We start from the raw sequence: 15,000 nt of genomic DNA on the forward strand, positions 1-15,000 counted from the left end.
GCTCGATCATCGCCAGAAGGAGCGCCCGTGCCGCCGACCCGCTTTCTCGACCGGACCAGCCCGCCGCATATCGTCAGCCTCGTCGCAATTGCAGGACTGTCGGCGCTCACGATGAACATATTCCTGCCCTCTCTGCCGGCCATGGCGAAGGAGTTGGCGGTCGATTACGATCGCGTCCAGATCCTCGTTTCAGGCTACATCGCCATGACAGCGCTGGTGCAGTTGATCATCGGCCCCTTGTCGGACCGTTTCGGTCGGCGACCGGTCATGCTGGGCGCGCTGGTCATCCTGCTTGCAGCCTCGCTCATCTGTATGGTCGCCACCTCGATCGAGGTGCTCACGGTCGCTCGAATGGCGCAGACCGCGGTCGTTGCAGGCCTTGTCTTGTCCCGCGCCATCATTCGCGACATGGTGCCTGTCGAGGAGGCTGCCTCGATGATCGGCTATGTCACGATGGGCATGACGCTGGTTCCGATGGTCGGACCGACCGTCGGTGGCCTACTGAGCGACGCCTTCGGCTGGCGGGCGAGTTTCGCGGCGATCGCCATTGCCGGCCTGCTGGTCCTCGTTCTGGTGCGCAATGACTTGGGCGAAACCAACCGGCAGAAGAGCAGCAGCTTCACCGCCCAGTTCCGCGCCTGGCCCGGCCTTCTGACCTCAGGCCGCTTCTGGGCCTTCACTCTTGCCGCCACTTTCACGTCCGGAGCCTTCTTCGCTTTCCTTGGCGGCGCGCCCTTTGTCGGCGGCACATTGATGGGCATGAGCCCGAGCGTGCTGGGCCTGCAATTCATGTTTATCGCCTCCGGCTACATCGTCGGTAACTTCTTCTCCGGCCGCTATGCCCGCCGCGCCGGCATCGAAGCAATGATGCTGATCGGCGGCGGTGTCGCCCTAGCCGGCGCCGCACTTCCCGTCCTCCTCTTCTGGCAGGGGATCACCACCGCCCTCGCCTTCTTCGCCCCGCAGATCATCGTCGGCTTCGGGAACGGGCTGTCTCTGCCGAGCGCCAATGCCGGCATCGTTAGCGTGCGCCCGGAACTGGCAGGCTCCGCCTCCGGTCTCGGCGGCGCGATCACCATGGGCGGCGGCGCCTTCGTCTCCTGGCTTGCCTCCGCCATTCTCTCGACGCAGACCGGCGCCATGCCGCTTCTTCTCGTAATGCTCGCCTGCTGCGTTCTCGCACTGGTCGCCATCGGTGTCTTGTGGCTACAGCGACACCCGTCCGTTGGAGCAGCACGATGATGGCGAATGCTTTCCCCGGACTGATCCTCGGCGGAGGCCTCTCCCGGCGCATGGGAGAAGACAAGACCCAAGCCCTGCTCGGGGAGATTCCTCTACTCGAAATCGTCGCCAATCGTCTGCGCCCTCAGGTTTGGGCACTTGCCGTGAACCTGCCCATCGGCCACCCGCTCGCAGGGACATACAGGAACGTGCCTGACACCCTCGCCGAGCGCCCCGGCCCCCTCGCCGGCATCCTGGCCGGCATGCAGACCTTCGAGGATGAGGCGCAACACCTACTGACCGTTCCGGGTGACGCGCCGTTTTTGCCAGGCGACCTCGTGCAGCGCTTGGCAAACAAGCATTACGCGGACGAAATCGTCATCGCCACCTCGAACGGCCGCGAGCATCCGGTGGTCGGCCTCTGGCCGACGAGCCTGGCTCCAGACCTGCAAGCTTGGCTCGAAACGCCGGACAACCGGCGCGTCCGCGATTTCATCCACCGGCACCGTTTCCGCATGGTTGACTTCGCCATGCTCCCCAGGAGGGACGGCCGGGGCGAGATAGATCCCTTCTTCAACATCAACACACCCGCGGATCTAGCCTTCGCCCGCGAGGTTTTGGCGGGAGGCGGCGCATGACAGACAGGCCACGGATCTTCGGCATTGCTGGCTGGAAGAATTCCGGCAAGACGGGCCTCGCCGTCCGCCTGGTCGAGGAATTCACCCGGCGCGGTTTCCGCATCTCGACCATCAAGCATGCCCATCATGACTTCGACATCGACAAGGTCGGTGCCGACAGCTTTCGCCACCGCCAGGCAGGCGCCCACGAGGTGGCGATCGTCTCAGGCACACGTTTTGCCATCATGCATGAACTGCGAGGGGCGCCGGAACCGAGCTTCGAGGAAATCCTCAACCGGATCGCGCCATGCGATCTCGTCCTGATCGAAGGTTACAAGCGCGAGCCCGTCCCGAAGATAGAGGCAAGACGGCTGGAGGCGGCAAAGCGAGAACCGCTCAGCTTCTCCGACCCATGGATCAAGGCGATCGCCGCCGATCACCCTGTGCCGGGAGCGGATCTCCCGGTCTTCGATCTCGATGACACCATGGCCATCGCCGATTTCATCATCGCTCTCACCGGCTTGCCGCGGCGCGCTTAACACCTGCCGCAAACGAAGAAGGGCCGCCGGATCACACCGGCGGCCCCTTCTTTCATTGTATCAGACGGCTCGCATCAGTTCTTGGCGGACACTCCGTTCGGGCGCACCAGCGAGGTGACGCGGCGGATCGCAACGCGGCGATTCTGCTGCTCTGCAGCTTCCGTGCGGATCTTCAGGTAGCGCTCGCCATAACCCTGCACCGACATGTTTTCCGGCGGAATGCCGTAGACTTCGCTGAGCAACTGGGCGACCGTCGATGCGCGCTTGTCGGACAGGACAAGGTTTGCCTGGTCGGAACCCACGGCATCGGTGTGACCTTCGATCAGGAACACTTCGCCCGGATCCTTCTCCAGAAGCTTGCTCATGGCATCGGCAACCTTGCGCAGCGTCTTGGCCTGGGCAAGCGGCACTTCCGCCGACCCGGACGGGAAGGTGATCGTATCGAGGTCGATACGACGGACCTTGTCACGCAGACGGGCCGACGACTTAACCTCGTCGATCGAGTAGACACGCTCCACACGCTCGACAGGCGGCTGGCCGAGGAAGTCGTAATAGTCGCGGTCCGGTGCTCGAGAGGTGCTGATGATGTAGTCTTGGACCGGGACGGTCAGGCGCATCGGCGGCAGCGACAGCCCGACGTCGACGAAGACCTGCGGACGCTCGTTGTCGGCCTCGGGCGAGTACATCAGCACATATTCACGACCACGCGGCGAGATGCGCGAACGGATCACGATGTCGCCGTAGCGGTTGTAGACGGTCACGATCCGCGAGCCATCCTCACGGATAATCGTTTCGCGGGTCCGACCACGCGGTAGCTTCTCGTAATAGCTTTCCTGCGAGTCGTAGCGCAGGCGCTCGCGATCATCGCCACGCACGATGATCTGGTTGCCGACATTGATGACCGTCCGGTTGTCGACCTGTTCGATGACCTGGATCTGCGTCACCTGGTTTACGACATTGTTCTGGATCACCGTGTTATTGGTGGTGTTGTTGACCGTGTTATTCGTCGTGTTGTTGGTGATATTGGTCACGTTGGTGACATTGTTCACCACCGTCGTCGGCACGTCGAAGGTCGGCGCGGCGTCGAGGCGTGTGCCTTCCTCCGCGATGGTCGCTTTCACAGTTTCCGGCTCCACCTGCGTCACGTCGGCCTGAGCGTCCGCATCCGTCTGCGGCGGCGGCGCTACGTCTTCCTGGGCGCGCAGCTGGCTACGCTGTTCGCGGGCGGCATCGCCACCCGTATTGTCGGCGTCCTTGTCGCTGTCGAGAACGGCGGCTCCATTGTCGACAGGCAGGACCACGGTGTCGGTGCTCTGCGACGGATCTTCGGCGATCGTTTGCTTCTCTTCTTCGGTGCGATTGTCCGTGATCTGCTCGACCGGCTGGTTCTCCGGCGGCAGGACGGCAGGCACGACCACTTCTTCGGTCGGCGTCTGCTCGGACTGATCGGTCGCCTGCTCCGGCTGATCTGTTGTCTGATCGGGCTGTTCTGTACCGTCGGCCGGCGCCTGGGCATCCGTCTGGGTGTCCGTGCTACCATCGGCAGGCGTCTGAGCCTGATCCTCGGCCGGCTCTTCCGTGGACTGTCCTTCCGGGGCAGCCTGCTCCTGCGCGGGCTCCTCGGTATTCTGCTGGTCAGGCGACTGCTCTTCGGTCTGCTCAGCCGGCGGAACCGGGCATTCGGCTTCGCTGGTCGCCGTCGATCCGTCCGCGCAGGTTACGCTCTCTGCCGGGGTCTCCTCGGCGGGCTGCTCAGCCTGCTGCGGGGCTTCAGCGTCGGCATCCGCCTTGGCCTTGGCCTCGGCTTCAGCCTGCGCCTGGGCTTCGGCATCTGCCTGAGCTTGAGCCTCGGCCTGAGCCTTTGCATCCGCCTCGGCCTGAGCCTTTGCATCCGCCTCGGCTTGAGCCTGCGCTTCAGCTTCGGCCTGCTGACGCTGCGCCTCTTCTTCTGCCTGGCGCTGGGCTTCGGCTTCGGCTTCCGCCTGCTGTTGCTGAGCCTCGGCTTCAGCCTGTGCCTGAGCTTCTGCCTCGGCCTGTGCCTGAGCTTCGGCCTGCGCCTGCGCTTCCGCTTCTGCCTGCGCCTGCGCTTCTGCCTGCGCCTGGGCTTCTGCCTCGGCCTGCGCCTGGGCCTCGGCCTGAGCCTGTGCTTCCGCCTCGGCCTGCGCCTGAGCTTCTGCTTCAGCCTGACGCTGTTCTTCTTGCGCCTGTGCCTCGGCATCGCGGGCGTTGCAGGTTTCCTGATCGTCCGCCTCGGAGCCGTCGCTGCAGACAACGGCCTGTGCGAGCTCGATCAACCCTTGCTCAGCCTGACGTGATTGCGTCTGCGAATCCCCAAAGCGTGTGGCCGACGCGGCCACCGGCTCCGCCAGTACTGCCATGGACAGCACGGGTATCGCGACCGTGTTCAGCAATCTATTCTTGAACATCCCTGCGTTTCCTTCCTTCACGCCACCTGCAATCTTGGCGACTGCTTCAAGTGGCGCCGTTAATATCGACGTCGATTCCGCGAACCGAAACTGCGTGCAAGCTAGGTTCTGCAAAATTAACCTTGTCTGAACGAGTTGGAACCTTTTTTGCTCCATCCAGCAAGAGACGACTGACACTTCTCATGGTTCCATCCCGTATCCTTGCATTGCACCTAAATCTGGATGCGACACTCTTTGTTGTTGATTTCGGCATCGAAAGCAGACGAATATTGGGCCCAAGTGTGGCCCATCAGACCACACGATCCAGGATAGCCGCTTCAAAAAGACTAACGGCATCCGCCAACAGAGAGGGATCTCATGCGTATTCCGACACGTTTTCTGGCAGCCGCCTCAATCGCGGCGCTGTCGCTCTTCGCCGGTTCTGCCATGGCGCAGGAAAAGCTTATCATTGGGACGGAAGGCGCCTACCCGCCCTTCAATAATCTCGAAGCAGATGGCACGCTGGTTGGCTTCGACATCGACATCGCCAAGGCGCTTTGCGATGAGATGAAGGTCACCTGCGAATTCGTTACCCAGGATTGGGACGGCATCATCCCCGCCCTCCAGGCCAAGAAGTTTGACGCGATCATCGCCTCGATGTCGATCACGCCAGAGCGTCTCGAGAAGGTCGACTTCTCCAAGAAGTACTACAACACCCCGCCGGCCGTCGCCGTGCCGAAGGATTCGCCGATCACCGATGTTGCAGGCCTCAAGGGCAAGACCATCGGCGCCCAGTCTTCGACGACCCACGCGAACTATGCCGAAAAGCACATGCCCGATTCGGAGCTGAAGCTTTATCCGACGGCGGACGAGTACAAGCTTGACCTCGAAGGCGGTCGTGTTGACGCCGTCGTCGACGACATCGTCGTTCTTTCGGAATGGCTGAAGTCTGACGCCGGCACCTGCTGCAAGATCCTGACCCCGCTGCCGGTCGATAAGGAGATCAACGGCGAAGGCGCAGGCATTGCCGTGCGCAAGGGCGAAACGGCGCTGGCCGACAAGTTCTCGGCCGCCATCGAGGCGATCCGCGCCAGCGGCAAATATGCCGAAATCAACAAGAAGTATTTCGACTTCGACGTCTATGGGGACTAATTTCCCGGTTTTATGACAATCGCGATGGCGGAAGTTAAACGCTTCCGCCATCTTGCTTTACGGACCTGAAGAAAGAAGGCGGAAAAAACCGCCAAGGGGGAATGGCATGGGCGGACTGTCTTCCGCACTGGGCTCGCTTTGGGCCACTCTATCGTATTGGCTCGATCCGTTTTGCGGGCCGGTGGGTGTCTTCGCGATCTTTGGTGGCGATGGGTTGTTGTCCTGCGGCAATGTCGGTTGGGCCGATGAAATCGCGCTTGGCGTCAAAGTCACCATCGTCCTTGCCCTCATCACTCTGCCGGTTGGACTTTTCCTCGGCTTCCTGATCGCGCTCGCCATGCAGTCGGAGGAGCGGAGCCTTCGCACAGCCGCCGGCATCTACACGACGATCTTCCGAGGCCTTCCCGAACTGCTGACCCTCTTCATCGTCTATTTCGGCTTCCAGATGATGGTCCAGGCCGTGCTCTCGTGGTTCGGCAGCGAAGAGCGGGTGGAAATCAATGCCTTCTTCGCCGGCATGCTGGCGCTCTCGGTCGTCTTTTCCTCCTACTGCTCGGAAGTGCTTCTTTCCGCCTTCCGGGCCATTCCCAAGGGCCAGTACGAAGCCGGCAGCGCCGTCGGCCTGTCGCGTCGCCGCACGATGCGACTCGTGATCGTGCCACAGTTGGTGCGCATCGCCCTGCCCGGTCTGGGAAACCTCTGGATGAACCTCTTGAAGGATACGGCCCTCGTCTCGGTCATCGGCCTCACCGACATCCTGCGCCAGACGGGCGTCGCGGCCAAGGTGACGAAGGAAGCCTTTCTGTTTTACGCCATCGCCTGTGCGCTGTATCTGGTGCTTGCCACTCTCTCCTCCTTCGGGCTGAACGCTATCTCGAACTGGGCCAATCGCGCGGAGACAAGCCGATGAGCCATGCCCTGGACCTCATCCCCGCTCGCCCTGCACCGCCTCTGGTGACGCCGGCCATGACGCCTGCCCGCGCCCTCGGCTATGGCGTGCTCGGCCTATGGCTGCTGCTTGCCATCGGGCTCGCCTACATGATGGTGACAGGCTGGGACACCGACAAATTCGTCAAATACGGCCCGCGCTATCTAGAGGGCCTGGCAACCACCCTGGCGCTGGTTGCAAGTTCGATCGCCCTCGGCGCGGTACTATCAGTACCGATCGCCTATGCACGAATGTCGAAAAACATCGTGCTCAACACCATCGCCTATGCCTATGTCTACGTCTTCCGCGGCACACCGATGCTCGCCCAGATCTATCTGATCTATTACGGCCTCGGTTCCTTCCGGGCGGAGATCGAGGCCGTGGGTCTGTGGTGGTTTTTCCGCGAGGCCTGGTATTGCGCCATCCTCGCGATGACCATGAACACCGCCGCCTATCAGGCAGAGATCCTGCGCGGCGCGATCCAGAGTGTGCCGCGCGGTCAGACGGAAGGCGCCAAATCGCTTGGCCTGCCGCCATCGGTGACGTTCTGGAAGATCATTCTTCCCCAAGCACTGATCGTGGCGCTACGCCCTTATGGCAACGAGATCATCCTGATGATCAAGGGCTCGGCCGTGGTCGCGGTCGTGACCGTGCTCGACCTGATGGGACAGACACGCTACGCCTTCTCGCGCACCTTCGACTACCAGACCTATCTCTGGGCCGCGATCTTCTACCTCGCCATCGTCGAACTCCTGCGCAACACCTGGGCTGCGCTGGAGGCGCGCCTGACCCGTCATCTCAAGCGGTAGCTTCACCTCACTTGGCAGCACTTTCATTGGCAGGCTGCCAAGTGATTGAGAGGAAACCTCTTTCTCTATCGCGCGGGCATCTTTAGAGTTTCGTTTACTCTGTCATGTTTCCATCATGTCAGGGCCCGCGTTGGTCGCGGCCCCGGTCGGTCGCGGAAGCGCTGATACCGTCCGCGTCGATCCGTCTTCCAGAAGAACACGGGGAACGTACGCACATGAACACGGAAATGGAAATGATGCTGAAGGGCTATGGTCTGACCACCGCCCAGATCCTCTATCGCCTGCCCGACCACCCTTCCCTGCTGCAAACCTATATCTGGCAGCACTACGATCTGGCTCCTGACTTTCCCGAGATGCGCGGCTTCCTGCGCTTCTGGCAGGACAAGATCGAAGGGCCGCTGCACTCGGTGACGTATGTGCACAAGAAGATGATAGCCGCCAGCGAGTGGCGCGCGCTCAAAGGTGAGTTCATCCTTCACTGACTGCGCTCAGACATGCACTTCGCCATGGGCGAATTCACCGTCCTCAGGTTCAGGGTAAAAGACCGCAGCCACCAGGGCGACATAGAAGGCGAGAACGAGGCCAAGCACGACGGCCCCGTGGAGCGGCCCCAGATGTGCATTGACCACCACTTGCTGGAGGTTGCCGACGAACTCGACCGGCCGTTCTCCCGCCTGCAGTTTAGGGCTTGATATCTTCAGCCCCCAGGCGAGCAGCAGGATCAGGTACATCCAAATGTAATTCCGGCGGATGCGCCGGAACAGCGCCTCACGGTAGCTGATGAGAAACAGCGGTGCCCGCAGGCTGGCGGCAATGGCATCGGCCCAGTCCGCATTCAGTTCGGCCCTTGGGCAGAGCGCCTGAGCAAAATAATGCCGTTCCAGCTGCCTGACCCTCGCGCGATAGACATCGAAAAAGCGATAGCGCCGCGCCTCGATTAAAAGGAAGACCGAGATCAGCAGCATGGCGAAAAGCACCACACCGTGATGGGACGTCGGCGTCGAGAGCGACACGGACAACAGACCGGCCACCACTGTCATCGACCAGTTCGTCGTCCGGTCGATCCTGTCCCGCCAGCTCGTCATCCGCGCCATCTCGCCGCGATAATAGTGGATGATCATGTTGGCCTTTTCGGCCGAGGTGGAGGGCAATGCCGGAGCGCGCCGCGGCTGTTGTTGCGGCGTGATTTGCGCAAGGGTCTCGGTCTCGGATTGCAGTTGCGACATGACGTGGCTCCCTGTTCCTGAGAACGTCACAATCCGCGAGCTGTTCCGTTTCGATTGCCAAGCAAGCCCGGACCGGCTAGACGACCCGCAAACGGCCTCGAAAGGCCCCGGGACAGGAGCGCCTCATGGCCAAGATCGACGAAGAAGCATTGGCGGAAGCCTATAACCGAGCACTGGCCCTGGAAAAGGCGGGCGAGATCGATGCTGCCGTCAAAGCCTATGAGGAAGTGCTGGCGATCGATCCCGAGGACCACGGTGGCGCCTCCGTGCGCATCGCAGCCCTCGGCCGCGGTGAAGCTCCACCCAAGGCCCCGGACGCCTATGTGGAAACACTCTTCGACCAGCATGCCGAAGCCTTTGAGGACATCCTCGTCGAGCAACTCGGCTACACCGTACCGATGATGGTGCGCCAGCGCCTCCAGACCCTCGAACTCGGTCCGTTCCAGCGCCTGCTCGACCTTGGTTGCGGCACAGGTCTCACCGGCGGCGCGCTTCGCGACATGGTCGCCGACATGACCGGGATCGACATCTCGGAGAAGATGGTCGAGATCGCCCACGAGAAGGATCTGTACGAAACCCTCTATGTGGCAGAGATCGAAGATTTCCTTGAAGACAATGACGACGAACCTTTCGATCTTGTGACCGCGACCGATGTCCTGCCGTATCTGGGTGCGCTCGAGCCGCTGTTTTTCGGAGCCGCCGAAAACATGGGACCCGGCGGCATCTTCATATTCTCCTCAGAGACTGCGACTGAAGAGGTCATGGCCGGACGCCCCTTTATCGTCGGCCCACATCAGCGCTTCGTCCATGCAGAGACCTATGTGCGCGAGCGACTGACGGCCACGGGCTTTGAACTAGTCGAAATCACCCAGATCAACGTCCGGATGCAGGATGGCAATCCCTCGCCGGGCCATCTGATTATTGCTAGAAAAAGTTGACCTTCGAACGCATAGGTTGTCTTTTTAAACCTGGAATTGCACCTGGTTTCTGGAAATCGTTTCAAGCCCCTGATCTTCTGTCGGGAAGATGGGGGGACGTGGTATGGAACAGTTTTATTTCGGAATTTCGCTAATTGGCACAACGAAATCGCTGGCCGATTTCGCATCTCCGTCGAGCGGCTACGCCCTGCTCGTCGCGGTTCTGACGCCAATCACCTTCATTTATGCGCGTTACGAAATGCGCAACCGCCGCCTTCTCATCATTCGTGACTTCCTCACGTCATTCCCCGCAACGGCAGGCGGAAAGGAAGGCGTTTCGGGACAGACCAGCGGAGTCAATCCTTCACTCGAATTCGTCCGGTCGAAATATGTCCAGGACCTACCCTTTAGGCCGGGGGACCAGCGCGACTTCGACACTAAATCACCGGCCGAGCAGATCAATATCATCATCTCAAGAGTCAGGTTCGCCGGATGGGCGGACATGAGACTGCTGGTATCCTCGATCGGCATGATGATCGTGACCTACTATGGAACTGCAGCTCTCATCGAGGGTATTGGCCTCATCACTGCCGTTCAGTGCACGAACAAGGCGCCGGCCTGCACCGTTGATACGACAGCTCAATTACATCTCGTCGGCGGCCTGGCATTTGCCGGAGCCTATCTTGCAGCAATCAGAGGTTTCACGCGCGGCCTCGCCGTATTTGATCTGTCTGCTTTCACATTCATCCGCTACACGGTTGAATCAATTGTCTCCGTTGTCTTCATCCTCGCGCTTTACCGGGCCTTTCCGGATCCGACCTTCGGGCTGTCGTTTGCGCCACCAGCGGATGCCACAGCCGCAGCCCAAGCCACTGCCCCCGCAGAAGATTTGGCGACAGCCCCTCTGCCGGGCGTCTCCAAGATCTGGCTGATCCTGGCACCTGTGCTTGGCTACCTGCCAGACAGCGCCACCAAATTCGCCCTTCTCCGGCTCCAGTCATTGATCGCCTGGGTCAAGATGGACGACGACCGATTCAACAAAATCACGCGCATCACCCCCTTGGATTCTCTGGACGGGATCGACTACGCCACACGCTTCAGATTGCAGGAATGCGGCATCTATGATGTGCAAGGACTGGCCACCTACAACCCAATCATGCTGCATATCGAGTCCCCCTACGGTATCTACCAAGCCGTGGACTGGATTGCGCAGGCGCAACTCTGCCACCTCGTCGGCCTGGAAAAATTCCTCGTCCTGCGGGAAATGCAGATCAGAACGATTTTCGATCTCGAACGCGCGATTGATTTCCGCCAGCCCGGGACGGTCAATAGTCCGCAAGGAAAGGAAAGCCCTGAAGAGTTCGATCTTCTCATCGCTGGAATTCTCGTGGCGCCGACGCAAACATTACGAGATGTATGCAAAATCAGCGGGCTGGAGTTGCTGATGATCGGCGAGAATGGAGTCATCACCGCCAAAAATCCGGACGCATTTTGTCTCTGGTTCCGCGAAAAGCTCGGAGTGACGCCGGCAGAGATCAAGGTGAGGGTCGAACATATGATGGGCTGGATTGCAGACGACCTGCATGTCCGTCGCCTTCGGCGCATCTGGCAGGAGATTTCCGATTCCTTGGGCGAGCGATCAAAGAGACTTGATGGCGAAGCGCCGAAACCGGGCGCCGTCGGCTGACGAAACGACCGTGTCGCCGCGTACTGCCCACCTTTCCATCCAGCCCTTCGTGCTTTATGCCTCGGCCTGAGGCAAAACTTGAGAGGCAGGTCATATGGCAAAGGTCGGATTCATCGGTTTGGGCGTCATGGGGTATCCGATGGCAGGCCACCTCAAAGCCAAGGGTGGTCACGAGGTGACGGTCTATAATCGCACCAGCGCCAAGGCCGAAGCCTGGGTGAAGCAGCATGGCGGCAGCCGGGCCTCCACACCCGCCGAAGCCGCGCGGGACGCAGACTTCGTCTTCACCTGCGTCGGCAATGACGATGACTTGCGCTCGGTGACCATAGGCGCCGAAGGCGCTCTCGCCGGGATGAAATCAGGCGCCATCCTGATCGACAACACGACCGCCTCGGCTGAAGTGGCCCGCGAACTGGCCGAGGCAGCGGCAGCCCGTGGCTGCGGCTTCATCGACGCGCCCGTCTCGGGCGGACAGGCCGGCGCGGAAAACGGTGTCCTGACGGTGATGTGCGGCGGCGAAGCTGAGGTGTTCGACAAAGCGAAATCCATTATCGATGCCTATGCCCGGATGGTCGGCCTGATGGGTCCGGCCGGCGCCGGCCAGCTGACCAAGATGGTCAATCAGATCTGCATCGCCGGCCTCGTTCAGGGCCTCGCGGAAGGCATTCACTTCGGCAAGAAGGCCGGCCTCGATATCGAGAAGGTGGTTGAAGTCATCTCCAAGGGCGCTGCTGGATCCTGGCAGATGGAGAACCGTCACAAGACGATGAACGTCGGCAAATATGATTTCGGCTTCGCCGTCGATTGGATGCGCAAGGATTTGGACATCGTTCTGAACGAAGCGAGACGCAATGGCAGCAGCCTCCCGGTGACGGCGCTTGTCGACCAGTTCTACGGTGAGGTGCAGAAGCTCGGCGGCAAGCGCTGGGATACGTCGTCGCTCCTGGCAAGGCTAGAGGCAAAATGATCGGCCACTCCTCGACCGCAGCAGAGATCATCGCGCACCTGCGCTCGATGCGGTCGGAGGAGAATGTTGCCAGTATGGCACGCTTCGGGATTGTGACGGACACCGCACTCGGTATCGGAAACACCGCAATCCGGAAACTCGCGAGGCTCATCGGGAAAGACCAGCCGCGCGCACATGAACTCTGGCGGTCCGGCGTTCGTGAAGCGCGCCTGCTGGCAATCTGGACCTTCGATCCGATGCTGCTGGCGGTGGACGAAGCGAAGCGCCTCGCCGAAGATTTCAACTCCTGGGAAATCGTCGATGCGGCTGCCGATCTTTTGACGCAACCGCCCTACTGGCACCATCTCGTCGAAGCCTTCGCGACAGACGACCGAGAATTTGTCAGGCGTGCCGCCTTTGCCATGATCGCAGGTGCCACAGTCCACAACAAAAAGGAACCGGACGAGACCTTCCTCGACTGGCTGCCGCTCATCGAGCGCAATGCAACGGATCCGCGGCATTTCGTCAAAAAAGCGGTCAACTGGGCATTGCGCAATATCGGCAAACGCAGCCGGCCCTGCCATACAAAGGCACTCTTGCTAGCGGAAAGGCTGGCGAGCTCCGATGACGCGAGTGCCCGCTGGATCGGCAAGGACGCGATGCGCGAGCTGAGCGATCCGAGACGCATCGCCAAACTAAGCTAGGGCCGAAGCGATCCTACTCTTCGCCGGACTTCTGATTGTCCAGCAGCATGTAGTCGAGCGGCAGTTCGGTCGTGTACTTGATCTGCTCCATGGCGAAGGCCGAAGACACATCGCGGATCTCGATTTTGGCGATCATCCGCTTGTAAAAGGCGTCATAGGCGGCGATATCGGGCACGACGACGCGCAGGAGATAGTCGACATCGCCACTCATACGGTAGAACTCGACCACTTCCGGGAACTCGGCCACCACTTCGGAAAACCGCTTCAGCCATTCTATGGAGTGACTTGATGTCCGGATCGACACGAAAACGGTGACCTTCGTGTTGACCTTCACGGGATCAAGCAGGGCAACACGACGGCGAATGACACCATCTTCTTCCATTTTCTGGATTCGCCGCCAGCACGGCGTGGTCGACAGACCGACTTTCTTCGCCAGATCCGCCACGGCGAGGGTAGAGTCCTCTTGGAGGATACGAAGGATTTTGCGATCGAGGCGATCCATGATGATTCCCGTAAAAACTGATTTTCTCCGATATAGCGGAAAAACAGCGATTCAAGGAAAATCATTTCGCCCTATCAACAGGGAAACTTCTCGTCGGAGCACAGGCAGAACTTCCGCCTCGAACCACGGATGCCGTTTCAACCAGCCCGTATTGCGCCAACTTGGGTGAGGCAGCGGAAGCACGCGCGGCCCGGCGGTGTTGGCAAGAAAAGTATCCCGCCACCGCTCCACCGTTTCCGTCATCGTCCGCCCGCGCCGACCACCCAGATGCCAGGCCTGCGCATATTGGCCAATGGCGAGGATCAGCTCGACCTGCGGCATCGACCGCATCACCGTTTCCCGCCAATGCGGCGCACATTCGCGGCGCGGCGGCAGATCGTGACCCTCGGAGTTATAGCCGGGAAAGCAGAAGCCCATGGGCGCGATGGCGAAGCGCGACCGATCGTAGAAAGTCTCGCGATCGACCCCGAGCCAGAACCGCAGCCGGTCACCGGACGCGTCGTTGAAGGGAATACCGCTTTCATGCACGCGCAGACCCGGCGCCTGACCCGCAATCAAGACTTTTGCGGTCGACGAGAGATAGGCGACCGGGCGAGGCTCATGCGGCATCCGGTTTTGAGGACCGCCCGCGGGACAGTCGCGGCAGAGACGACATTGCGAGATGGCGTGAATGAGCGTGTCCACCGGAACCGGCGCATCGGAGGACCGCACAATGGGGGGCAGGGAAATATCCGTCATTCTACGTGTCACTCAGTCATTTCCCCGAAACCATCGACCTACGGCGTCAAACGTTAACGTCTGCAACCAGCCGCCCGGTTCCGTCGCCTCCAGCCTCTGCAGCCGACGCCAATCCTCCGGACGGTCGAAAGAGCCGGCCCAGATCCCCTCACCTGACTTGCGCGCCTGCAGTTCCGCCATGTGGTAATCGCCGTCTGCCACAGCAAGGCCTGCGGCCACCATTTGGTGACCGAGATCGACCGCCCCCCTGCGACAGGTCACCAGAAGGCGACCATAGCGATCTTCGTCGCCCTCCTGCCCAAAGCACTCGGTGGGAGCTCCTCTCAGAAGAAGGATAAGCTCCGCCCGCGCCGCCATGCCACAGTCATAGGAGCCGCTTGGCCGATCGCACATCTGGCCAAGTTCCGGGGCATCGATCCCCTTCATGCGCAGGCGTCGTCCCTCTTCCGCCAGCGTGTCGCCATCCAACACGACAAACGGCCCACGGGTTCGGATCGCCTGCACATTCTCGATCTTTGCGATGATCAAAAGCGCCAGGAAGAGTATGCCACCGCCCACCACCACATCCCGCAGCCGCTGACTGATCACCGCCACATTCCCTCCCATTTC

At 60.8% G+C, this 15,000-nt stretch carries 16 protein-coding genes; 11 read left to right on the plus strand and 5 right to left on the minus strand.

Features of this window, described 5'->3' with window-relative positions; genetic code table 11:
• Window positions 1-27 precede the first annotated feature (27 nt).
• The 3 genes from FJQ55_RS11235 to mobB are packed head-to-tail and all read left to right on the plus strand — an operon-like array spanning window position 28 to window position 2,377.
• Window positions 28-1,242 carry a multidrug effflux MFS transporter gene (locus FJQ55_RS11235; RefSeq protein ID WP_140827951.1) on the plus strand — a complete coding sequence of 405 codons (1,215 nt, stop codon included), beginning with the start codon at window positions 28-30 and terminating at the stop codon, window positions 1,240-1,242.
• Complete coding sequence (gene mobA, locus FJQ55_RS11240; protein ID WP_342781707.1) at window positions 1,242-1,859, plus strand: molybdenum cofactor guanylyltransferase MobA; 618 nt, start codon at window positions 1,242-1,244, stop codon at window positions 1,857-1,859. The genes FJQ55_RS11235 and mobA overlap by 1 nt, the downstream gene beginning before the upstream one ends.
• Entirely contained in the window at window positions 1,856-2,377 is a 522-nt protein-coding gene (mobB, locus tag FJQ55_RS11245; protein WP_140827954.1) for a molybdopterin-guanine dinucleotide biosynthesis protein B, read from the plus strand. The genes mobA and mobB overlap by 4 nt, the downstream gene beginning before the upstream one ends.
• A 74-nt stretch (window positions 2,378-2,451) precedes the next feature.
• Here the strand turns inward: mobB and FJQ55_RS11250 are convergent, their stop codons facing one another.
• Complete coding sequence (locus tag FJQ55_RS11250) at window positions 2,452-4,803, minus strand: OmpA family protein (RefSeq protein ID WP_140827955.1); 2,352 nt, start codon at window positions 4,801-4,803, stop codon at window positions 2,452-2,454.
• 357 nt (window positions 4,804-5,160) lie between these two features.
• Here FJQ55_RS11250 and FJQ55_RS11255 point away from each other — a divergent pair, with 357 nt between their 5' ends.
• The 4 genes from FJQ55_RS11255 to FJQ55_RS11270 all read left to right on the plus strand — a co-directional run bounded on the left by FJQ55_RS11255 (window position 5,161) and on the right by FJQ55_RS11270 (window position 8,153).
• Window positions 5,161-5,934: an ABC transporter substrate-binding protein gene (locus FJQ55_RS11255; protein WP_140827957.1), complete on the plus strand. Its 774-nt coding sequence runs from the start codon at window positions 5,161-5,163 to the stop codon at window positions 5,932-5,934.
• 106 nt (window positions 5,935-6,040) lie between these two features.
• A complete protein-coding gene (locus tag FJQ55_RS11260; protein WP_140827958.1) occupies window positions 6,041-6,844 on the plus strand; it encodes an ABC transporter permease in 804 nt (267 codons plus the stop codon).
• Entirely contained in the window at window positions 6,841-7,671 is an 831-nt protein-coding gene (locus FJQ55_RS11265) for an ABC transporter permease (RefSeq protein WP_140827960.1), read from the plus strand. The genes FJQ55_RS11260 and FJQ55_RS11265 overlap by 4 nt, the downstream gene beginning before the upstream one ends.
• 215 nt (window positions 7,672-7,886) lie before the next feature.
• Entirely contained in the window at window positions 7,887-8,153 is a 267-nt protein-coding gene (locus tag FJQ55_RS11270; protein WP_140827961.1) for an usg protein, read from the plus strand.
• Window positions 8,154-8,159: 6 nt separating this feature from the next.
• Here the strand turns inward: FJQ55_RS11270 and FJQ55_RS11275 are convergent, their stop codons facing one another.
• A complete protein-coding gene (locus FJQ55_RS11275) occupies window positions 8,160-8,897 on the minus strand; it encodes a DUF2270 domain-containing protein (RefSeq protein WP_140827962.1) in 738 nt (245 codons plus the stop codon).
• Window positions 8,898-9,022: 125 nt separating this feature from the next.
• On the opposite strand from FJQ55_RS11275, the gene FJQ55_RS11280 reads away from it, so the two are divergent.
• From FJQ55_RS11280 to FJQ55_RS11295, 4 genes are all read left to right on the plus strand, one after another.
• Window positions 9,023-9,835, plus strand: a complete 813-nt coding sequence (locus FJQ55_RS11280) for a class I SAM-dependent methyltransferase (RefSeq protein WP_140827964.1) — start codon at window positions 9,023-9,025, stop codon at window positions 9,833-9,835.
• 103 nt (window positions 9,836-9,938) lie between these two features.
• Window positions 9,939-11,501, plus strand: coding sequence for a hypothetical protein (locus FJQ55_RS11285; protein WP_140827965.1), 1,563 nt, complete (start codon window positions 9,939-9,941; stop codon window positions 11,499-11,501).
• 94 nt (window positions 11,502-11,595) lie between these two features.
• Window positions 11,596-12,468 (plus strand): NAD(P)-dependent oxidoreductase, encoded by an 873-nt coding sequence (locus FJQ55_RS11290; RefSeq protein WP_140827967.1) that lies wholly within the window; start codon window positions 11,596-11,598, stop codon window positions 12,466-12,468.
• Window positions 12,465-13,151: a DNA alkylation repair protein gene (locus FJQ55_RS11295; RefSeq protein ID WP_140827969.1), complete on the plus strand. Its 687-nt coding sequence runs from the start codon at window positions 12,465-12,467 to the stop codon at window positions 13,149-13,151. The genes FJQ55_RS11290 and FJQ55_RS11295 overlap by 4 nt, the downstream gene beginning before the upstream one ends.
• Window positions 13,152-13,164: 13 nt before the next feature.
• Here FJQ55_RS11295 and FJQ55_RS11300 read toward each other — a convergent pair whose 3' ends face one another.
• The 3 genes from FJQ55_RS11300 to FJQ55_RS11310 are packed head-to-tail and all read right to left on the minus strand — an operon-like array spanning window position 13,165 to window position 14,985.
• Window positions 13,165-13,653, minus strand: coding sequence for an Lrp/AsnC family transcriptional regulator (locus tag FJQ55_RS11300; RefSeq protein WP_140827971.1), 489 nt, complete (start codon window positions 13,651-13,653; stop codon window positions 13,165-13,167).
• Between the two features lie 51 nt (window positions 13,654-13,704).
• Entirely contained in the window at window positions 13,705-14,391 is a 687-nt protein-coding gene (locus tag FJQ55_RS11305) for a uracil-DNA glycosylase family protein (protein WP_140827973.1), read from the minus strand.
• A 12-nt stretch (window positions 14,392-14,403) separates the two neighbouring features.
• Complete coding sequence (locus FJQ55_RS11310) at window positions 14,404-14,985, minus strand: thermonuclease family protein (protein WP_246085081.1); 582 nt, start codon at window positions 14,983-14,985, stop codon at window positions 14,404-14,406.
• Window positions 14,986-15,000: the final 15 nt, after the last annotated feature.

This window comes from Rhizobium glycinendophyticum, from assembly GCF_006443685.1.
Taxonomy (GTDB): domain Bacteria; phylum Pseudomonadota; class Alphaproteobacteria; order Rhizobiales; family Rhizobiaceae; genus Allorhizobium; species Allorhizobium glycinendophyticum.